The organism is Ureibacillus galli (assembly GCF_014836845.1).
Classification (GTDB): Bacteria; Bacillota; Bacilli; order Bacillales_A; family Planococcaceae; genus Ureibacillus; species Ureibacillus galli.
Window position 1 is genome coordinate 88,327 of the sequence record NZ_JACSQA010000006.1, and the last position, 19,786, is coordinate 108,112.

At 35.4% G+C, this 19,786-nt stretch carries 23 protein-coding genes, 1 tRNA gene and 1 pseudogene; 20 read left to right on the forward strand and 5 right to left on the reverse strand.

Annotated elements, in window-relative coordinates; translation table 11 throughout:
• Positions 1 to 2: 2 nt before the first annotated feature.
• The 12 genes from sdhB to glsA all read left to right on the forward strand — a co-directional run bounded on the left by sdhB (position 3) and on the right by glsA (position 7,560).
• On the forward strand, positions 3 to 782 hold the full coding sequence (gene sdhB / locus H9636_RS06475; RefSeq protein ID WP_191706808.1) for a succinate dehydrogenase iron-sulfur subunit: 780 nt from the start codon (positions 3 to 5) through the stop codon (positions 780 to 782).
• Between the two features lie 508 nt (positions 783 to 1,290).
• On the forward strand, positions 1,291 to 1,731 hold the full coding sequence (locus H9636_RS06480) for an acyl-CoA thioesterase (protein WP_122972359.1): 441 nt from the start codon (positions 1,291 to 1,293) through the stop codon (positions 1,729 to 1,731).
• Positions 1,732 to 1,803: 72 nt separating this feature from the next.
• Positions 1,804 to 2,025, forward strand: coding sequence for a helix-turn-helix domain-containing protein (locus H9636_RS06485; protein WP_036198757.1), 222 nt, complete (start codon positions 1,804 to 1,806; stop codon positions 2,023 to 2,025).
• Positions 2,026 to 2,164: 139 nt separating this feature from the next.
• Positions 2,165 to 2,614: a MarR family winged helix-turn-helix transcriptional regulator gene (locus tag H9636_RS06490; protein ID WP_191706809.1), complete on the forward strand. Its 450-nt coding sequence runs from the start codon at positions 2,165 to 2,167 to the stop codon at positions 2,612 to 2,614.
• A gap of 10 nt (positions 2,615 to 2,624) precedes the next feature.
• On the forward strand, positions 2,625 to 3,419 hold the full coding sequence (racE, locus tag H9636_RS06495) for a glutamate racemase (RefSeq protein ID WP_191706810.1): 795 nt from the start codon (positions 2,625 to 2,627) through the stop codon (positions 3,417 to 3,419).
• 188 nt (positions 3,420 to 3,607) lie between these two features.
• Positions 3,608 to 4,366 carry a ribonuclease PH gene (gene rph, locus H9636_RS06500; protein ID WP_191706811.1) on the forward strand — a complete coding sequence of 253 codons (759 nt, stop codon included), beginning with the start codon at positions 3,608 to 3,610 and terminating at the stop codon, positions 4,364 to 4,366.
• Positions 4,366 to 4,959, forward strand: coding sequence for an XTP/dITP diphosphatase (locus H9636_RS06505; protein WP_191706812.1), 594 nt, complete (start codon positions 4,366 to 4,368; stop codon positions 4,957 to 4,959). The genes rph and H9636_RS06505 overlap by 1 nt, the downstream gene beginning before the upstream one ends.
• Positions 4,960 to 5,088: 129 nt before the next feature.
• On the forward strand, positions 5,089 to 5,595 hold the full coding sequence (locus H9636_RS06510) for a metallophosphoesterase (protein WP_191706813.1): 507 nt from the start codon (positions 5,089 to 5,091) through the stop codon (positions 5,593 to 5,595).
• 119 nt (positions 5,596 to 5,714) lie between these two features.
• Positions 5,715 to 5,788, forward strand: a tRNA-Arg gene (locus H9636_RS06515).
• 133 nt (positions 5,789 to 5,921) lie between these two features.
• On the forward strand, positions 5,922 to 6,188 hold the full coding sequence (locus tag H9636_RS06520) for a hypothetical protein (RefSeq protein WP_191706814.1): 267 nt from the start codon (positions 5,922 to 5,924) through the stop codon (positions 6,186 to 6,188).
• Positions 6,185 to 6,346, forward strand: a complete 162-nt coding sequence (locus tag H9636_RS06525) for a hypothetical protein (protein ID WP_191706815.1) — start codon at positions 6,185 to 6,187, stop codon at positions 6,344 to 6,346. Before H9636_RS06520 ends, H9636_RS06525 begins: the two co-directional genes overlap by 4 nt.
• A gap of 284 nt (positions 6,347 to 6,630) precedes the next feature.
• A complete protein-coding gene (gene glsA / locus H9636_RS06530) occupies positions 6,631 to 7,560 on the forward strand; it encodes a glutaminase A (RefSeq protein ID WP_191706816.1) in 930 nt (309 codons plus the stop codon).
• Positions 7,561 to 8,118: 558 nt separating this feature from the next.
• Here glsA and H9636_RS06535 read toward each other — a convergent pair.
• Together H9636_RS06535 and H9636_RS06540 are read right to left on the reverse strand one after the other, a co-directional pair.
• Positions 8,119 to 8,241, reverse strand: a complete 123-nt coding sequence (locus tag H9636_RS06535; RefSeq protein ID WP_191706817.1) for a hypothetical protein — start codon at positions 8,239 to 8,241, stop codon at positions 8,119 to 8,121.
• A gap of 107 nt (positions 8,242 to 8,348) precedes the next feature.
• On the reverse strand, positions 8,349 to 8,771 hold the full coding sequence (locus H9636_RS06540) for a DUF4279 domain-containing protein (protein WP_191706818.1): 423 nt from the start codon (positions 8,769 to 8,771) through the stop codon (positions 8,349 to 8,351).
• 101 nt (positions 8,772 to 8,872) lie between these two features.
• Here H9636_RS06540 and H9636_RS06545 point away from each other — a divergent pair, with 101 nt between their 5' ends.
• On the forward strand, positions 8,873 to 9,046 hold the full coding sequence (locus tag H9636_RS06545; protein ID WP_191706819.1) for a hypothetical protein: 174 nt from the start codon (positions 8,873 to 8,875) through the stop codon (positions 9,044 to 9,046).
• Positions 9,047 to 10,607: 1,561 nt separating this feature from the next.
• On the opposite strand, the gene H9636_RS06550 is transcribed toward H9636_RS06545, so the two are convergent.
• Together H9636_RS06550 and H9636_RS06555 are read right to left on the reverse strand one after the other, a co-directional pair.
• Positions 10,608 to 10,823: a DUF3006 domain-containing protein gene (locus H9636_RS06550; RefSeq protein ID WP_191706857.1), complete on the reverse strand. Its 216-nt coding sequence runs from the start codon at positions 10,821 to 10,823 to the stop codon at positions 10,608 to 10,610.
• Entirely contained in the window at positions 10,823 to 11,662 is an 840-nt protein-coding gene (locus tag H9636_RS06555) for a ComEC/Rec2 family competence protein (RefSeq protein WP_191706820.1), read from the reverse strand. Before H9636_RS06555 ends, H9636_RS06550 begins: the two co-directional genes overlap by 1 nt.
• 424 nt (positions 11,663 to 12,086) lie before the next feature.
• Here H9636_RS06555 and H9636_RS06560 point away from each other — a divergent pair, with 424 nt between their 5' ends.
• The 7 genes and pseudogenes from H9636_RS06560 to H9636_RS06585 all read left to right on the forward strand — a co-directional run bounded on the left by H9636_RS06560 (position 12,087) and on the right by H9636_RS06585 (position 17,780).
• Positions 12,087 to 12,362, forward strand: coding sequence for a hypothetical protein (locus tag H9636_RS06560; protein ID WP_191706821.1), 276 nt, complete (start codon positions 12,087 to 12,089; stop codon positions 12,360 to 12,362).
• 395 nt (positions 12,363 to 12,757) lie between these two features.
• Positions 12,758 to 13,207, forward strand: a pseudogene (locus H9636_RS06565) (ABC transporter ATP-binding protein); the annotation flags it as partial.
• A gap of 72 nt (positions 13,208 to 13,279) precedes the next feature.
• Complete coding sequence (locus tag H9636_RS19365; protein WP_318240999.1) at positions 13,280 to 14,230, forward strand: ABC transporter permease; 951 nt, start codon at positions 13,280 to 13,282, stop codon at positions 14,228 to 14,230.
• 103 nt (positions 14,231 to 14,333) lie between these two features.
• Positions 14,334 to 15,206 (forward strand): ABC transporter permease, encoded by an 873-nt coding sequence (locus H9636_RS19370; protein WP_318241000.1) that lies wholly within the window; start codon positions 14,334 to 14,336, stop codon positions 15,204 to 15,206.
• A gap of 15 nt (positions 15,207 to 15,221) precedes the next feature.
• On the forward strand, positions 15,222 to 15,584 hold the full coding sequence (locus tag H9636_RS06575; RefSeq protein WP_191706823.1) for a YxeA family protein: 363 nt from the start codon (positions 15,222 to 15,224) through the stop codon (positions 15,582 to 15,584).
• A gap of 73 nt (positions 15,585 to 15,657) precedes the next feature.
• A complete protein-coding gene (locus tag H9636_RS06580; RefSeq protein WP_191706824.1) occupies positions 15,658 to 16,371 on the forward strand; it encodes a response regulator transcription factor in 714 nt (237 codons plus the stop codon).
• Positions 16,372 to 16,373: 2 nt separating this feature from the next.
• A complete protein-coding gene (locus H9636_RS06585; protein ID WP_191706825.1) occupies positions 16,374 to 17,780 on the forward strand; it encodes a HAMP domain-containing sensor histidine kinase in 1,407 nt (468 codons plus the stop codon).
• 97 nt (positions 17,781 to 17,877) lie between these two features.
• On the opposite strand, the gene dhaK is transcribed toward H9636_RS06585, so the two are convergent.
• Positions 17,878 to 19,620: a dihydroxyacetone kinase subunit DhaK gene (dhaK, locus tag H9636_RS06590; protein WP_191706826.1), complete on the reverse strand. Its 1,743-nt coding sequence runs from the start codon at positions 19,618 to 19,620 to the stop codon at positions 17,878 to 17,880.
• Positions 19,621 to 19,786: the final 166 nt, after the last annotated feature.

Below are 19,786 nucleotides of genomic sequence, written 5' to 3' on the forward strand. Positions count from 1 at the left end.
TCATGACAACAGCAGTAGGAACTGGAAAAACTGTTAAAATGGAAATCCTTCGTCAAGATACTGAAGGTGGACAAACTCGCTGGGAAAAATTTGAGGTCCCTTATCGTCCAGGTATGAACGTTATCTCTGCATTAATGGCAATTCAACAAAATCCTGTTACTGCTGATGGACAAAAAACAACTCCTGTAACTTGGGATATGAACTGTCTAGAAGAAGTATGTGGAGCATGTTCAATGGTTATTAATGGTCGTCCACGTCAATCTTGTTCAACATTGATTGATCAATTGGAACAACCTGTTCGTTTAGAACCAATGAAAACATTCCCAGTTGTACGTGACTTACAAGTAGACCGTAGCCGCATGTTCAATGCGCTTAAGAAAGTAAAAGCTTGGGTTCCAATCGATGGAAGTTATGATCTAGGTGAAGGTCCTCGTATGCCAGAGCGTAAACGTCAATGGGCTTACGAATTATCAAAATGTATGACTTGTGGTGTATGTATGGAAGCATGTCCAAACGTGTCTGAAAAAGCTTCATTCATCGGACCAGCTCCATTATCACAAGTACGTTTATTCAATACACACCCAACAGGTGCGATGATTAAAGACGAACGTTTAAATGCAATTATGGGTGATGGTGGCCTTGCAAACTGTGGTAACTCACAAAACTGTGTAGCTGCATGTCCAAAAGGTATTCCATTAACAACTTCTATTGCAGCACTTAACCGTGCAACAACTGTTCAAATGTTCCGTAACTTCTTCGGATCAGACCACATGGTTGACTAATCATTAGTCTGCAGAAGAAATTAAAATAGGAACAAATTCCTTTTAAAAAATATGAAGGGTATCTAAGTCTTTTTATGACTTTTAGATACCCTTTTTATTATGTTTTGCATAAGATAGAACGATGTTACAGGGAAAGGATTGTAGCATTTGAACGTTAATTTCTTCTATTTATTTCCCATTCATTTCATTAGAGTCAGATGTACTGTTTATGTCGAATGAAGCAAGATAAGTTCAAAGAATGTCGACATTGACATAAGATGATGACTCCCCCTTTAAATAAATGGACTAGATTTGATATAATTTAATGAACCGCTATTCATTTTTTCTTCGTTAAGTATCACTATAAGAATAAATTGATGGATACAATAGGTATCTTCATCTCTATGTGAACTTAAGAAAGAAAGTAATTATGTCACTTGAGCATTTGAAAACGAGTAGATTGCCACTCAAGTCGAGACATAATAATAAGGGGAGAATAGGGAAAATAAAGGGGAAGGGGTTATCGGACATGAAAGCAAGTTATATTGAAGATCCACAAAAATGGGAGGAACAATTCGAATTTTATGTCGAGGTAAAGGTAAGATTTTCAGAAACCGATATGTTTGGACATTTGAACAATACGGTAACCTTTGCATATTTTGAATATGCACGGATTGAATTTTTGAAATATTTAGGTTTTGCTAGCTTCACAGGAGAAATAACGAAAATTCCTGTTGTGGCAGATTTACAATGTGATTATTTAAAACAAGTATATTTTGATGAAACTCTTCGAATCTATGTAAAGGCAGCACGAATCGGAAACTCATCCATCGATATTCACTATTTAGCAAAAAACGAAAATAACGAACCATGTTTCACGGGTAGAGGCACGATTGTTCAAATCGATAAAGCTTCGGGAAAACCAATACCATGGGATGAAAAAGAAAAATTAATATTGCATGGGAAATAGTTAAAATGCCCTCACAGCCTTTAAACTCTTATCATACTTTACATAGAAGAGGAGATAGGAGGGTGTTGCCTTATGAATAGCCCGCAGCATCGTTCGCTTTTGACGAAAAGAGAACGGGAAATATTCCAGTTATTAATATTGGATTATTCAACTAAAGATATTTCGCAAAAGTTGGGCATAAGCGAAAAAACGGTGCGTAATCATATTTCAAACACGATTCAGAAACTGGGCGTATCCAGTAGATCACAAGCATTGATTGAATTATTAAGGCTAGAAGAATTATCACTTCATTGATTGGAGGCTTGCTATTTCGTCCAAAACACTTCAAAATAGAGTTAAAGCATTATTCAGCAAACAGTTTTTGTTCCTAAGTGATCACACAGGTTCAAAAGTCGCTGAGACTGATTTGATTCTTGAGGAGTGACTGCACTAGATGAGGAATGACGAAAAGCATAGCAAAGATAGGATAGCATTTTTAGAAAAAAAACTTCGCTTTACTTCGCATTTAATTAAACAAAAGGGTAGGGAAATACTCAGTAATTACACAATTACACCTCCACAATTTATAGCGCTTCAATGGTTACATGAATCGGGCGATATGACAATTGGAGAATTATCGAATAAAATGTATTTAGCTTTTAGTACGACGACCGATTTAGTCGATCGTATGGAAAAAAATGAATTAGTAGTGCGTATTCGTGACGATCAAGACCGCCGAGTTGTACACATTCATTTACTTCAAGAAGGCGAAAGAATTATCGAAGAAGTGATTGAAAAAAGACAAAATTACTTACAAGAATTGTTAGTTGATTTTGATAAAGAAGAAGTTGACATGTTATCGAAATTACTACACAAATTACATTTACAAATGGAACAGGATTGAGGCGGTTTTTGTGAATGCCCCGATAGGCGTTATTGATTCAGGTGTTGGCGGCTTAACAGTTGCAAAGCAAATCATGAAGGTTTTACCAAATGAAACAATCTATTATATTGGTGATACTGCAAGATGTCCCTATGGACCAAGGAATAGAAAAGAAGTGTTACATTTTACATGGCAAATGGCCAAAGCATTGGAAAAGATGAATATTAAAATGCTCGTCATCGCATGTAATACAGCAACAGCTGTCGCGTTGGAAAGCTTGCAGAAGAAAATGTCGATTCCAGTAGTCGGTGTGATTAATGCAGGGGCGAGGGCGGCAGAGAAAAAAACGAAACGAAATGAAATCGTCGTACTTGCAACAGAAGGTACTATTAAAAGTGGGGCATATGAAAATGCCTTACTTTCTTTAAGTACGAAGGCGAAAATAATTCCTCTTGCGTGTCCGACGTTCGTACCCCTTGTAGAAAGTGGCGAATATGAAGGACAGTTTGCATTCGACTTAGTTGCAAAAGGTTTAAAGCCGCTAGCCAATAAACAGTTTGATACCGTTATATTAGGATGTACTCATTATCCAATTATTCAGCATCATATTGAAAAAATAGTAGGACCGAATGTGTTTGTCCTTTCCTCTGCCGAAGAAACGGCAAAGGAAGTGAAGGATTTACTGGAGTATTATGATCAATTAAACACTTCGAGAGTAAATCCTCATCATAAGTTTTTCACAACCGGTTCCGTACCGATTTTCAAGACGATTGCTACGAATTGGTTAGAGTCAAATCATTTAGATATACGCCGTATAAAACTTTAAATTACTTCATTGGTATTATCTCTTATTGCACCATTAGCATGCCAATAATTAAGAAGCTCGTAAGTATCTTTACTTTCGAGCTTTTTATTTTGAAAAAACAATACAAAGGTCACTAGTATTCGCATCCACTCGAAAATTAAAATAAATTATGATAAGATGGTTTTCGCGAAGCAACGAGGAGGATTAACATGACAAGACATGATGGTAGAGCTGTAGAACAACTAAGACCTGTAACAATTGAAACGAATTATTTAATGCATCCTGAGGGCTCTGTCCTTATTCAGGTAGGTAATACGAAGGTCATTTGTACAGCAACAATTGATGATCGAGTTCCAGGATTTTTACGAGGCCAAGGAAAAGGATGGATAACTGCTGAATATTCGATGCTTCCGAGAGCCACTGCCGAACGAACTCAACGCGATTCTTCTCGTGGGAAAATAAATGGACGTACGATGGAAATTCAACGTTTAATTGGACGAGCATTACGGGCCATAGTTGATTTAGAAGCATTGGGTGAAAAAACGGTTTGGATCGATTGTGATGTCATTCAAGCAGATGGTGGTACACGTACCGCGTCCATCACAGGCGCATTTGTGGCGTTAACACAAGCGTTGGCAAAAATTCACGAAGAAAAGCCTTTCGCCAAATTCCCAATCGTTGATTACTTAGCTGCAACGAGTGTTGGGTTTGTTGGGGAACTTGGTGCTGTACTAGATTTAAACTATGTGGAAGATTCGTCTGCAGAAGTCGACATGAATTTAGTAATGACGGGTTCGGGTCGTTTTGTAGAAATCCAAGGAACAGGCGAGGAAGCAACATTCTCCAGGGATGAATTAAATCAATTATTAGATTTAGGAGAAAAGGGCATTGCTGAATTAATTGCCTTACAAAAAAATGCCCTTGGAGAAGCGGCCAGTTTAGTTGGTTCAACGAAGGAGGAAGCATAATGAAACAAGTTGTCGTTGCAACAAAAAATAAAGGGAAGGCGAAGGATTTTGAAGCATTATTTACACCCCTTGGCTATGAAGTCGTGACGATGTTTGAAGTAGCGCCTGATTTAGAAATTGAAGAAACAGGAACAACCTTCGAAGAAAATGCCATTTTAAAGGCAGAGACGCTCTCTGAGCAGCTTGGAAAACTAGTTATAGCAGATGATAGTGGACTAGCTGTAGACGCTCTAGGAGGCGAACCTGGCGTGTATTCTGCTCGCTATGCTGGCGACCACGACGATGAAGCCAACATCGTGAAAGTACTGGAGAAACTACAAGGAGTACCGGACGAAAAACGTACAGCCCGTTTCTGCTGTGCATTAGCTATCGCTGGACCAAATATAGATACATATACCGTATTCGGTACATGTGAAGGCGTGATTTTACATGAAAAACGGGGAACAAATGGCTTCGGCTACGATCCAATTTTCTTCGTGCCAGAACTTGGCCGTGCTATGGCGGAATTAACTCCAGAAGAAAAAGGCGCGATTTCCCACCGCGGAAATGCTATCCGTAAGTTGGCAGACGAATTACCGAAATTAGTGAAGTAGTTTCATTTAAATGATAGGGGGTCCCCCGGAAAATTTATATTTTCGGGGAATTTTCTATTAAAGATTCGTATAGGAAAATTACTTTATGCATAAAGTGGTTGTTGGGATGATCTTTTGGGAGGTGGAATGATGCGTTTATTAGTAATGAGTGATACCCACGGAGATGCGGAAGTGATTAAAAGGGTAAGGGAAGCCAATCCACAAGTCGATGCCATCGTACATTGCGGAGATAGTGAACTTTCCTATGATCATCCTTATTTAGATGGTGTAAAAAAAGTGCGCGGTAATTGTGACCGGGACGACCGATTCCCAAATGAAGAATTGTTTGAAGTAGACGGTGTGAAAATTTTTGTCGCCCATGGGCATCTGTTAAATGTGAAGTCCACCATTATGAATTTACTATACCGTACGAAGGAAGTGGAGGCAGATGTCGCCTTTTTTGGCCACTCCCATGTATTAGGTGCGGAGTTAGTGGATAATATATTATTTGTGAATCCTGGAAGCCTATTAAAACCACGGGCAATTACTGAAAAAAGTTATGTGATTGTAGAATTTTCAAATCAAACGTGGACTGTAACGGGTTATACGGATAAAGGGGAAGAAATCTTTACAAATCACTATGCCTTATCAAAGTAACTGCACCATTTAAATTTTTTTTACCATTTATAAATTATTTTTCAAATAGTGTTGACATATTGCCAATAAGTGCATATAATAATAATTGTCTTTCATGATTATTTCCATGTTTGACCAATGTCTCAGTAGCTCAGCTGGATAGAGCATACGCCTTCTAAGCGTACGGTCGGGGGTTCGAATCCCTCCTGGGACGTCAATTTTTACGAATAATTAGCGTAAAAGCGCGTTATATCAAGCCTTCTAGCGAAGTTGAGAGAACGGTCAATGAGCGGTCAAAACTGTGAATTGTGTTCGCCTTCTAACTTACGTTAGGAGGTTTTTTTGCGTTGTCAAAAAGAAGAAACGGATTGATTAAGGCAGATTTAACGGAAAGGTTTAACTTGGAGGAATACGTGAACCCGAACGTTGTTAATCCAAAAGCTTCGTTATCAATCGAAAAAGCGATTGAGATTAGCGTCAGACAGATGCGAGCGAGTGGATTACGTGAACGAACGATACATGATTACGAAACATTTGTGAACGACTTTGTACGTAAGACTAACGTCGAATATTTACTCGCAATAGGTGTAGGCGCTATTTATGGAAGCAGATGACTAAAAAAATACGGTTAAAGTGCTTTAATGCGTTTCTAACGAAGTGTTTCCATAACGGTTGGCTAGCGGGTGTATTTTGGAAGAACGTTAATATTCGTGTTGATGAAGAAGTAAAAGAAGGCGCGACCGAGGAAGATGTATATATATTACGTCAATAGGGGATTTTTGTTCTGGATTCATCAAAAGGAAAACGTTAGTTTGTAGTTGAATTCACTTCCGTATTTGTATGCTCAAGTTTCTATCATTAAAAAGAAAATATCAAATTGCTCTTATGAATGTGGTTAGTATATTATAGGGGATGACGTCGGTTTGAAGGATAAAGGTAGACAGATTTAATGAAGAATCATCTTTAATAAAGTCAAAAAGGTAATATGCCAAAAAATTTAACGTTTTTAGCATACATATTCAATTACAAAAGAAAGTCAATACAGAGGTGAATACCATGATACAATCTATTTTTGAAGCAGTAATAAGTGCACCAGAAAAGGGACATTTAGCAGATTATATTCCCGCATTAGCAAACCAGTCGAAAAACTTATTTGCAGTGTACATAATTGATGAAAAAGGTGAAGTATTAAGTTTTGGAGATTTCAAAGATGTATTAACCCTGCAAAGTATATCCAAGGTAATGAGTTTTATGGTAGCAGCAGATCATTTAGGAATTGATCAAGTACTTGAAAAAGTAGATGTGGAGCCTACAGGAGATCCATTTAACTCCATTGTGCGCCTGGAAGTAGCTGAAAAAGGAAAGCCCTTTAACCCGATGATTAATGCTGGAGCGATAACGGTCGCTTCATTATTACCTGGGAATACAGTTGAAGCGCGGGTGAAGTCGGTGACAGATTTTATTAGCCAAGTAACAGGAAGGGAACATTCGGTGAATTACAAAGTTTTCCAATCGGAGATGGAAACGGCTTATCGTAACCGAGCAATTGCCAACTATTTAAAAGCAAACGATTATCTACGGGGTACGGTAGAGGAAGCGTTAGAGACGTATCTGCAACTATGCTCGATTGAACTAACTACAGAAGATTTGGCGAAACTCGGCTTATTCATCGCCACTGACGGTTTACTATTAACGGAAAATAAAAATCTCATCACCCGAAAAACAGCTCGCTTTTCAAAAGCACTTATGATGACATGCGGCCTATATAATGCATCTGGTAAATATGCGGCAACAATCGGAATCCCGATGAAAAGTGGGGTTTCCGGAGGAGTATTATGTACCGTCCAAAATGGTCAAATCGAACATTTACAAGGACGAATGGGAATCGGCGTGTTTAGTCCAATGATTGATGAAATCGGTAATAGCGTCAAAGGAATGGACTTTTTACAGAAAATTTCAGAGCATTACAATTTAAGTGTTTTTTAAAAGTACGAGATAGATGTTGAAATGCTTGAGAAAGTTCAGTAAATTAAAAAGGATTCCACTCGAAAGAAAGTAGAACCAATTGAAAAATTTATTTCTATATCGTATTTAGAATTATTTTTGTAAATACTCAAGAATATCCCCCTAAATAATATGTTTATGGATAATTATAGTAAAGTTAGGGGGAAGAAAACAGATAGCCGAGAATAGTTGTCTGTTGTATTTAAAAATTATACAATTACAATCATTGTAAAGCTTAAAAATGATATTCAAAAGATAAAAATACTACACACAACACAAATAGCAACACAAATTTAATAAAACAACTTAGTAACATGATATATGCGGGTTTGTATACTTTTATTAAGATGTCCTCTTAGGAAGTAATTAAGAGAAAAACGCCTAAAACAGAACGATATTAAAAGTGTTTAAAACGCTGAAATATCAATGTTTCAGGCGTTTTTTCGTTTTTAGAGAATTCGATTGAATACGAGTGAATTTTAGAATTAGGTCGAAAATGTATACAAGGTAAACAGAATTTATTAGCATAGATGTTTATGGCTAATAATTCATCACACTGTTCATCTCTTTTAATACATGAGCGTAGTGATCTAAAGTAGTTTTGATATCAGAATGCCCAAGCTTTTTGGAGACGGAGTGAATACTTACTCCTTTATAAAGCATTACACTGGCGTGTGTTGTAGAGAATGTTTTCTTAACTTAATAAGGGCATTTAGCGCACTATCTCAATGAAAAGAGTCCGATACTTTATAGAAAATTTAGTTCTTTGTCTATTCAATAACATTGTTATAAATATCAAATTGATATTCAGCGCCTACTTTATGAGCAAATTCGATTAGCCTATGATTAATAACAAGGCCACGGGTTTGATAACTATTAAAGTAAATAACGGTCATGATATGACATTTTAAATTGAACCTTTCCTTATATTTGTTGATGATTTCTGCAGAGTCAAATAAGGAATCTATAATTTGGTTAATGGGTTCTTGGGGGAAATCAGTTAGTATATCATCTGTTTCAAGCCTCCAAGCAGTTTCATCTCTTACAAGTTTATGTTTACCAATTATAAATTCCTCTCCTTGTTTGTACGCGTTCGTTGGATTTATTCCTATCTCTTTTGTGAATTCTTCCAATGGAAAGTAATCTCCATATAAAGTAAAATAGACCATTGTTTTAGTGCAATACTCTTCCAAGTTGAACACCTCTCTTTATTTCTAAAATAAAGCACTTGAAATTAAATGTAAACGTCAAATGACTTACAATATTTTAAAAGGGAGGGGGGGATTATGTTAAAATGCTGAAAACTTTATTACCAATTTCGGCTGCTGTATTGATTTTTAGTTTTGTTGCCCCTACAACAACTACACAAGCATCGACTGTTGCAAATGATTCAACGCTAGTTGTATATACATCCCCATCAGATTCGATTAAATTTTTAAAAGTTAATACACATATTCATTTGTTTTAGTTTCAACATTTCAGAAGCAATTTGTTCATCACGTTCTTTCATTTCTTTAATAGCTTGTGCACAGTAACCTTGGATAGTTCTGATTTAAAGTTAAATCGAATTGATGTCTATTGTAAAAAGAAGCTTGAACAATTTGCTATTAATCTCTTAAACACGGTAAACAGCATAAAACATACAACAATCGAGGATAGACTACTCAGCAGGAGCAATCTATGATTGATTTTGTTAAAAAGAACGGTGTCCAATTCGGCACATATCGAATTATCGGTGAGATGACCAAGAGAACGGTTAAACGGAAAGTATATCAACTGGAGAAGCAAGGACGATTGGAAGCGTTGTTGAACTATATTGTAAAGAAAAAAGCGCGATTTCTCACGCGCTCATTTCATTGTCTATTTTTTAATTTTATATTCCCTTTATTAAACATAATTAGACCATTTAATCTCTCATATAGAGCATACAGGGGATATAGCAGTCCTAAAAAGACAATCACAGAAGGGATATTTTCGATAACAGGGATAAAGTCTGCTAAAAACGACTTTAATGTTTCTGTTAATAAATAAACAGAGGAAGTATAACAATTAAACCAATTAAAAGAAAAGGCGTTACTTTTGTTTCTTTCAATTTAGCTCTACAATGTGGGCATTTCATAGTAAATGGTGATGAAAAATCTTCAAAGTTTTCAAGTGTAATTGCTTTATGACAGTTAGGGCAAGGTACAGAAGTTCTCATATTAGCCTCCTATGAACTTACTAAATTATATTTAAAGAATAATTGAAGTCTAATTTTAAGTAAATAAAAATTACACTTTAAAATTATTAACTGAAGAAATGACAAAGGAATATAAACATGACGATAGATGAGCACATTATTGTCAATAATGTATCCGAGAGGTTAGTGGGTTACTAGAAAACAGATAGCTAAAGGAAAATACAACTGTAAATCCCGATGATTACACAGTTGAAGAATGGATTCGACATACCCAAGAAGAGTTAATTACATTAGTTTGTATAATAGTATTGCGACGAAAATTGGAGGAATGATGGATTAACAATGGTAGTCCCCCTGTTAAAAGTTCTCGAAATAAAAAGGTTTTGAGACTGTTTTATTTTTTCTACATTCGTCAAAATGGAACTTTGCCTTGTGCCGTACAACACACTAAACAATTTTAGTTAAGGGGAGCTGAAAGTTAGACATTATCGTAGATACTTAATATTGAATGAAAAAATAACTTTTCCTTAGTTTTGCTTGTTAAAACTCTTCAAAAAAATTGGGAAATAATAAGATAGCAGGGATTCATCGTTAATGGTTAAAGCAGTGCAAAGGGTAATTAATAACAATACGTTGAAAAGTAAAATTTTACGCGGAATCATAGCCTCAAATATTTATTTTCTGACAACTGCTTGTAATGTATTTTCTCACCTAGTAAAATAAGCATAAATAAATAGTTAAAAACCGTTACTCCACAAGGATTGGTTTTTCTTATATATCATCAATACACAACAAATAATTGTACAAATAAAAAAACAGGCGCACTATGCTACCTGTTCTTCCTTATAATTTATTCCTCGAATAATTCGTTTGCTAAATCTTCAATTTCTTTTGCTAACTTGTCAGTTGCCGTTTTATCAATTGTTATTTTATCGTCCTGAAATAATAGAACATCTCCGACAGTTGCGTTTTTAGGCAGTTGTGATTTTGGGATATCCTTCATTTCATGATCAAATTCAATAACTGCTAGGTCACCTTCAAAACGATCTATTATTCCTTTTATTATCATTTTTTATCCACCTTAACTGTAATTTTTGTTCCAGTCGAAGTAAAGACAACATTACCGTTTTTATCTGTACGATACACAGTAGACTTCACATTTTTTAAACGTTTCAATACGTCAGAAGTAGGGTGTCCATAGCTGTTTTTACCAACTGATATTACAGAATAGTTCGGTTTAGCTACTTTTAAAAAATTGGCCGTTGTCGCTTCTTTTGCACCATGATGCGCTACTTTTAAAACATCAACATCGCTTATTACTTTCGCTTTTAGCATATCTGCTTCAGCAGTTTTCTCAGCATCTCCCATAAATAAAAATGACTTTTTATTATGTTTAAGGTGAAGAACACCACTCCAGTTATTCAAATCTTTCTTATTATAATCTTTTACAGGCGCAAGGAATTTTAATGTTATATCCTTTGCTTTAGTGGGGATTTCAACTCCCTTTTTCGCCACTTTAATCGTGAGTTTTTTGCTTTTTACTGCTGTTAAAAAGTTTTTATAAGCTTGTGTCGTATGTGTTACTTTAGGTGCGTAAACAGCTTTTACACTCATATTTTTAATAACATATTCCATACCACCAATGTGATCTGCATCAGGGTGAGTGGATACTACAGCGTTCAAGGTTTTTATCTTCTGCTTTTTTAAATAGGCTACAACTTCATCACCTTTACCTTTTCCGCCAGCATCAATTAAGATATTCTCATTGCCAGTTTGGATTAAGATTGCATCACCTTGTCCAACGTTAATATAATGGACTTTAACGGTTGTAGCTGCCTCTGTTGATTGTGTGAAACTAAAAATTGTAGATAATAATAATACAACCGATAATAATATTTTTTTCATTTCTTCATCTCCTTTAATTCTCATTTTATTGAATAATAGAAAAGTAAACAACTAGTTTTTAAGTTAATTATTGTCAATAATCAATATTTAATTGGTCGTACCGGTAAAATGCAATATTAGGATTAACTGATGAAAGTAAGAGAATTATGTTCTGCAATGATTAACGCGAACTGAATCATCAATTATTGTTTCCTTTCATTGATTTTGCAGTTTGTTGATGAGCGTAACCTAAAAGTTTAGAACAAAAATATACTTGCATCTAGAAGAAGTAGGACAACAATTGAAGTGAATATGTTTTGATTTTCCTATATTAAAAAGCCCAAAAAATTATTTTTGTAATTTGGAATCCATTCATTTTAAAAGTTCATGATTATCATCGTGAAATCTCGTAAATGTAAAATTTAAGAAAGTAGAGTGACTAAAAGTGAAAGAAGTCTTAATGAATTTAACTTTGCCTGATGTCTATGAAGAAAACTTATTTGAATATGTTCCGGGAATTGATAATGTACCAGAACTAATCGATTTAATCCCAAAAGGTTATACAATGAAGCATTGTCGAAAACTACACAAGCTTGTGAGTATAGAAGCAACAAAATATACAATGAAAGAAGCGTTCGAAGACGGTGAGATTACTAGCGAGGAAATTGAATATGGTCATCAAATTATCGCTGAAATGATAGAAGAATATAACAATATGTAATAGTGCTGAGTGAGTGTAATTGGTTAAGTGCTACATTCTTTCTTTTGATTAGCCCTAGCAACCGCTTAGAGGTTTTTTCTTTAGACTTTTAAGAGCTGTCCTTTTTTGCACTAATTAAATCTTATATCCCACGCTTAATGAACAAGATTAGCGTCTGTTTTCAAATAAATAAGATGGTTTCCTTGAAAAAGCCCGAATTAGGTAGAAGTATCCTAAAAGCCCAAGAGTGTTGATATACCAACATTCTTGGGCTTTTGTAATTCAACGGTATAACTTGTAAAACTAACTTTGTGTAAGATCTCTTTATTTTTAAGGTTTATTTAAGGTTTAGATTAAAAGGATGTAAGATTAGCCCCTTATAATCTGTTTTGTAGTGATTAAAGGAGGACTTTTCAGTGAAAACCATTTTACGTGCAAAAAATGTTCAGAAAGTTTACGGTTCGAAAGGAAATCAATATAAAGCATTGGAAAATATTGATTTGGATATAAAAGAAGGAGAATTTATTGGCATCATGGGACCTTCAGGTGCTGGGAAATCCACATTACTCAATATATTATCTACCATTGATACGCTAACTTCAGGGGACATTACGATAGACAATCAAAATATTGTCACGATGAAGGAAGAGCAATTATCTGATTTTCGCCGTAACCATCTCGGCTTTATATTCCAAGATTATAATTTGCTTGATACTTTAACCGTTAGGGAAAATATCTTGCTGCCACTAGCATTATCAAAAGTACCTGCAAAAGAAATTGAAAAACGTGTTAAAGAAATCACAAATACGTTTGGAATTCAAGGAATACTCGATAAATATCCTTATCATATCTCCGGGGGGCAGAAGTTGCAAAATTCTCGTCAAGCATTCTTTCAAAAAATACTAGATGTCCTTGCTACCCTTGGAGGTGGACATTAAATGACGTTATTTAGCATCGCCAGAAAAAATATTCGAAAAAATTTTACGAACTATTTCTTATATATCGGGTCAATGATTTTCAGTATTATCATTTACTTTACCTTTGTCTCTTTAAAATATGACGAAGCGATCCTTGAAACAACAGAATCATCCACTAAAATTAGTTCTGTTTTCAATGGTGCATCGATTGTGCTGATTATTTTTGTAGCCGTATTTATTTGGTATTCGAATTCGTTTTTTATAAAGAAACGAAAAAAAGAAGTTGGACTCTATTCGTTACTTGGAGTTCGCAAAAAACAAATCGGCCGGATGTTATTTTATGAAAACTTTTTTATGGGGGTTATCGCCCTTTTGATTGGAATCATCCTTGGTTCGATTTTGTCAAAGTTCTTTGTCATCATTTTAATGAAGATAATGGGATATGATGCGATTGGAAATATAGCTATTTCCCCTCAAGCGATCGTAAATACGATTATTGTGTTCACGGTGCTTACAGCGATTACTTCCATACACGGGTATCGTTTAATTTACCGTTTTAAATTAATTGAGTTATTCAAAGCCGAGCAGGAAGGGGAAAAAGAGCCGAAGACTTCCATCATTACCGCATTTATATCGGTTCTTTTAATTGGTATTGGATACTGGCTAGCATTACAAAATCTATTTGTATCAGAAGTTTGGAGAAAATTAGGATTTTTAATAACACCACTTGTTATCTTAGTCACAGTAATTCTTGGAACGTACTTATTATTTAGTACATTTACCGTTTATTTATTTAAGTTATTACGAAAAAATAAACATCATTTTTGGAATGGGATCAATATCATCAGTACATCGCAACTTCTCTATAGATTAAAGGGAAATGCACGGACATTAACAATCATTGCTGTTCTAAGTGCAACTACATTAACGGCAGTTGGCACCGCTTATAAATTTTTACTACAACAACCGTAGTAATGCAGAATTATCAAATCCTAATAGCATGATGTTTATATCAAAAGACAAGAATGTATCCACCCAAATTAGTGAACGGATATCACAGGATAAAGATCATAAAATGGTTTATCACATGACCGTTCCTACAATGATGGTAAATGTCGATATAACAAATCTTCATAGCAATAATTTACCAGATGAAATGGAATACAGCATTATCAATAATACCACTTTTAACCAATTAGCTAAATTGCAAAATAGAGATGACTCCCTATCATTAAAGGGAAATGAGGCAGCTGCACTAGAAGCTGGTTATTCGAATAGTTTCTCACCGAAGTATATTGGAGCATCGATTTCGCTAAATGTGAATGATAAAAGCGAGAACATTCCCTTTAAAAAGTTAAAGAAATATAATGTACTCAATCCCCCTACAGCGGGTATTACAGTCGTTATAAGCGATGAGTTGTTTACAAAACTATCAAGTGGAACAACTCTTGTGAACATGGAAGTTTACGAATTGAAGAATGAAGAAAATGCCAAAGCGTTAACAAAAGAAATAAAAACGTTGTTACCAATGGAAGCAAATTTCTCAAGTTTTGATTCCGATTATGCGCGAGGAATGGAGGCAACAGGTTTACTCATTTTTATTGGCGGATTTTTAGGATTAGTATTCTTAGGTGCTACTGGAAGTATTATTTATTTTAAGCAGTTGACTGAAGCAACTTTAGATAAAGAGCGTTATGTCATTTTATATAAAATTGGTGTAAATAAGAAAGAAGTAAAAAAATCGATCTCAAAACAGATTTTATTTATATTTGCATTACCATTATTAGCTGGTATTGCCCACTCCATCGTGGCCTTAACCATGTTGTCTAAAATTATGGAAATGAACTTGATGATCCCAGTAGGCATGTGTATAGGCGTTTATGTTTGTATTTACATTGCCTATTACTTCTTAACAGTAAGAAACTACTACAAAATAATTATTAAATAGAAAAGAGGAAATAGGATGAAAAAGAAAATAATTGGCGTGATTGTAGCAACTGCAGTCATTGTTGGGGGATTGGTTATTCTTCAAAATGTGAACTTTAATAGACTGGGAGCAGATCAATATTATACTCAAATTGTTGAAGAAGGAAAGATATTGAAAAATAAAGATAATAATGGAGTAACGTATGTAAGTTATGAATACAAACTACCAGGGTTTAATAAAGATGGACAGGAAAAAACATTAACATTTACTGCTCAAAAGCAACTTCGGGAAAATGCTTATTTAACGTTATTTGTAAAAGATGATAAAGGTGTTACCTCATATCAAGAAGTAAGTAAAGAAGATATTCCCCAAAAAGCAAGTGAAAAGTTAATAAAATAATAAATAAAGGAATCCTTATGAAAAGGGATTCCTTTTTACTATAATAAAATAGCAGAAGACAACTCTGGAGGTAATGATTTTGTCAAATAACAAAAAGGTTTTAATCATTGATGACGAGGAAGATATCGTACGACTAATCAAAACAGTGTTAATAAAGGAAGGAATTGAAAACGTATTAACAGCGACTACTTCAAAAGAAGGGCTTGTTCAATTCCAAAATAATCATCCTGATCTTATTCTATTAGATATCATGCTACCGGATGGGGAAGGCTATGATGTATGTAAACAAATCAGAAACGTTTCCAATGTACCCATTTTATTTTTATCGGCAAAAACAGAGGAAATTGATAAGTTATTAGGTTTTGCAATTGGCGGCGATGACTATATTACGAAGCCTTTTAGCCCGAAAGAGGTTGCTTATCGTGTAAAAGCCCATTTGAGACGGGCAGAATATTCCCAGTCTGAATCGTTGAAAGAGACAAAATTTAAGGCAGGTCCGTTTGAATTAGACGAAGAAAAGGCGCAGTTAACAAAATACGAGCAAGTCATCGAATTAAAACCAAAAGAACTTGGATTAATGAAAGTTTTTTTACAAAATAAGAATAAGGTAATCAGTAAAGAACAGCTTTACGACGCTGTCTGGGGGGAAGATTCCTTCGGTATGGATAATACCGTCATGGTCCATATTCGTAGACTTCGGGAAAGAATCGAAGACCAACCATCCCATCCTCAATACTTAGTGACCGTTAAAGGCTTAGGATATAAGTTTGTTATAAAGGATGAATAGGTATGAAGTGGAAGCTTACGGGAAGGTATTTATTATCTATCGTATTGGTTGTTGTCTTAGTTATTATAATCAATCTAATTATCGCGATCGGAATGTTTATAGCACAAATTTCTTTTAATGTTCCAATTTTTAAAAATCATGAAATCTCTCCGGAACAGTTTACTAGAAAATTTCATCAAGAGCTTGTGATAAATCCTTATGAAGTCATCATTTCTGAAGAAGGACAAAAAAAGTTAGAGGAAAAAAACGCCTGGATTCAAATTTTAGATGAAAATGGTACAGAGGTATATAGCTACGGTGCTCCTGCGAATAGGAAACAAAAATATACCCCAGCCGATATTATTCAAATGTATAAGTATAAAGAAGTCAATGCAGAGACAGTCGTTTATGTGGGGGAAGAGGAAAGAAATGGTCGCCAGTATAGTTATTTGATTGGAATTGAGAATCGGAATTTAGATCGGCAATTTATCTCCTACAATAATCAAGATATTTTAAGATTATTTAAAATAGGATTTGTGATTTTCCTAATTGACATCTTCATCGCATTGTTGATTGGCTACCTATTTAGTAAAAGGCTTACCCAACCATTAAATACCTTAATTGAGGGTATAAAAAAATTAGCTAATCACGACTTTGATCACCATACTGAATCAAGAGGATTATATAAAAATGTGTTCTATAATTTGAATTATTTATCTGACCAATTAAAATTGAGCGAAAGTGAAAGAAGGAAATTAGATTCGATGAAAGAGGAATGGATTTCGAACATTTCTCATGACATTAAAACCCCGCTTTCCTCCATTCAAGGCTATTCCGAAATGATTAAGGATCCGGATTATAACTTTTCCCCGGAAGAAATAAGGGAGTACGCTGGGATTATTGAAGCGAAATCCTTATATATTAAAGAAGTGATGGAGGATTTGAATTTATCAACTAGATTAAAAAATAAGGAACTATCGCTAAAGAAAAAAGAGGTAAATATTGTTACCTTACTGAGAAAGATTGTGATTGATCTTTTGAACGATCCAAAATATGCAGACCGAGATATTCAATTCCATGTAAAAGAAGAGAATATAATGGCAGAAGTTGATGAAATTCTTTTGCGAAGGGCAATCAATAATTTAATTTATAATGCGATTGTTCATAACGAGAATGATGTAAAAATAGAAGTAAGTATTGAAAGGAAAGAGTATACTCATATCTATATTAAAGATGATGGAAAGGGAATTCAGAAGAAAGAACTTGAAAGGATTTTTGATCGATATTATCGAGGTACAAATACCGGGGCTACACATAAGGGATCTGGACTAGGCATGGCGATAGCACATGACATTATAAAAGCCCATGACGGTCAAATTATGATTCAAAGTGAAATTGGCTGCGGTACAACAATAGAAATACAATTATAATGGAAAACACCCCACTAAAAAGAATCCTATCGGAACAAACTAAGCCTGCTCAATTTAACGGTTGAGCAGGCTTTATGTTTAATTAAAATTTATCTTCTTATTGTTGGGCATCTTCTGCCAAGGCTGTGAAGATTACACCTAATCCGTACGCACCTGCATCTGGATAACCTAAACTACGTTCGCCGACAGTGCCTGCACGTCCCATTCGTGCAACAATATGTTTAGTAGATTCGGCACCTTTAACGGCTGCTTGTGCACCACGAGTGAAGCTTTCAGCAAATGTTGCACCTTCATTTGCAGCATCAACCCAAGCATCAACACACGGTACAAGGGCATCAATTAACGTTTTATCTCCGACAACAGCACCGCGTCCAAATGAACGTTCACCAGTTGTTTGAATTCCATTAACCGCTGCTTGCAGCATTTGTGCAAAATCAGAAACCGTTAAATATTCCTTACCTTCAATGGCTTTTCCAGCTGAGCGGAAAGCAGATCCCCAAATCGGACCAGATGCACCGCCACAATGCTCCATGATAACGATTGAGCAATTTGATAAAAAGGCACTCATTGAAGATGCGGAGATAAGCTCGGACCATTCGCGTTTTAATTGTTTAAATCCTTTTGCGATACTCGTTCCAAAGTCACCATCACCTGCATGGGCATCAAGCTCACAGAAAGGTACTTCGTTTTCGATAATGACCTCGCTCATTTTATCGATGTAATAGTGTAAATTCTCTAATGTAAATTGTTCGCCTTGGATTTTAGCAAACTGTTTCTCCGTTTCCACTTTAAATGAAGGTTCTATTGTTGTAGTTGTTTGTTCTGATTGAACCATCTGAATCGGTGCAGCTTCTCCGTCTACTTTTAATGCAGGTGTAGATGCAGGAGCGTCTAAATATTGTTTTAGTTCGTCATCTAATTTTAAAATCGATAAAGAAGTACCCGCCATATCGATGCTCGTCATATAATTACCTACAAATACGCGATGAACGTGGACGCCTTTTTCAAAGAGTGAACGAATAACACTATTGTTAAAAACATATAGCTCCTGAAGTGGTGTCGAACCAAAGCCATTCACTAATACAGCTACTTCCTTAACTTCGCCTAAGTCTTTTAATAAGTCATTTACCATTCGATCAGCTAACGCATCCGCAGTCATCATTTTTTCACGACGGATACCCGGCTCACCATGAATTCCAACGCCATATTCCATTTCGTCTTGTTCTAATGTGAAGGTTGGTGTCCCTTTAGCTGGAACAGTACACGACGTCAGTGCAAAACCGATGCTACGAACTTGTGACGCCGCTTTTTCAGCAATCTTTTTAACTGTTGCAAGGTCAAATCCAAGCTCAGCAGCAGCCCCTGCAATTTTATGGACAAATATCGTACCTGCAACTCCGCGGCGTCCAACCGTATATAAGCTATCTTCAACAGCGATGTCGTCATCCACTTTTACGTAGTCTACTAAAATGCCGTCTTCTGCAGCAAGTGCGGCACCGTTTTTAAAATTCATCATGTCACCGGAGTAGTTTTTAATAATCATTAAAACACCAGTGTCAGTTGCTACTTGTTTAATTGCTTGATAGACTTGAATTTGAGATGGGGAAGCAAAGACCTCTCCGCAAACTGCTGCATCAAGCATTCCAGTTCCTACAAATCCTGCATGGGCTGGCTCATGACCGCTTCCACCACCACTAATTACGCTTACTTTATTTTCTTTCTTTTTACGTCGAGAAATCACTTTATATTTTCCATTTAATTGAAGTTCTGGGTGAGCTAGTACAAGTCCATGACACATTTCCATTACTAAATGTTCTGTTTGATTCAATAATTTTTTCAACAAAAAAACCTCCTTTTTTGTAAAACCTTAACTTGTCCTACTCTTAAATAATACCTGATATTTTGACTTTTGAGGATGAAAAGAGGAGCAGTGTTACGAATTAAAACGCTTTTACGCCCCGTTTAGTTGCAGGTGGCTACGAATACAAGAAAGTGTTCTCATGTCT

Excerpts from the sequence above, each read along its gene's own strand:
- H9636_RS06510 (WP_191706813.1), top strand. The coding sequence starts at position 5,089 with ATGCGTTTATTAGTAATGAGTGATACCCACGGAGATGCGGAAGTGATT.
- H9636_RS06525 (WP_191706815.1), top strand. The coding sequence starts at position 6,185 with ATGACTAAAAAAATACGGTTAAAGTGCTTTAATGCGTTTCTAACGAAG.
- H9636_RS06580 (WP_191706824.1), top strand. The coding sequence starts at position 15,658 with ATGATTTTGTCAAATAACAAAAAGGTTTTAATCATTGATGACGAGGAA.
- H9636_RS19365 (WP_318240999.1), top strand. The coding sequence starts at position 13,280 with ATGACGTTATTTAGCATCGCCAGAAAAAATATTCGAAAAAATTTTACG.
- rph (WP_191706811.1), top strand. The coding sequence starts at position 3,608 with ATGACAAGACATGATGGTAGAGCTGTAGAACAACTAAGACCTGTAACA.
- H9636_RS06555 (WP_191706820.1), bottom strand. The coding sequence starts at position 11,662 with ATGAAAAAAATATTATTATCGGTTGTATTATTATTATCTACAATTTTT.
- H9636_RS06535 (WP_191706817.1), bottom strand. The coding sequence starts at position 8,241 with ATGCTTTATAAAGGAGTAAGTATTCACTCCGTCTCCAAAAAGCTTGGG.
- glsA (WP_191706816.1), top strand. The coding sequence starts at position 6,631 with ATGATACAATCTATTTTTGAAGCAGTAATAAGTGCACCAGAAAAGGGA.
- H9636_RS06480 (WP_122972359.1), top strand. The coding sequence starts at position 1,291 with ATGAAAGCAAGTTATATTGAAGATCCACAAAAATGGGAGGAACAATTC.
- H9636_RS06505 (WP_191706812.1), top strand. The coding sequence starts at position 4,366 with ATGAAACAAGTTGTCGTTGCAACAAAAAATAAAGGGAAGGCGAAGGAT.
- H9636_RS06575 (WP_191706823.1), top strand. The coding sequence starts at position 15,222 with ATGAAAAAGAAAATAATTGGCGTGATTGTAGCAACTGCAGTCATTGTT.
- H9636_RS06490 (WP_191706809.1), top strand. The coding sequence starts at position 2,165 with ATGAGGAATGACGAAAAGCATAGCAAAGATAGGATAGCATTTTTAGAA.
- sdhB (WP_191706808.1), top strand. The coding sequence starts at position 3 with ATGACAACAGCAGTAGGAACTGGAAAAACTGTTAAAATGGAAATCCTT.
- H9636_RS06585 (WP_191706825.1), top strand. The coding sequence starts at position 16,374 with ATGAAGTGGAAGCTTACGGGAAGGTATTTATTATCTATCGTATTGGTT.
- H9636_RS06545 (WP_191706819.1), top strand. The coding sequence starts at position 8,873 with ATGCTGAAAACTTTATTACCAATTTCGGCTGCTGTATTGATTTTTAGT.
- H9636_RS06485 (WP_036198757.1), top strand. The coding sequence starts at position 1,804 with ATGAATAGCCCGCAGCATCGTTCGCTTTTGACGAAAAGAGAACGGGAA.
- H9636_RS19370 (WP_318241000.1), top strand. The coding sequence starts at position 14,334 with ATGGTTTATCACATGACCGTTCCTACAATGATGGTAAATGTCGATATA.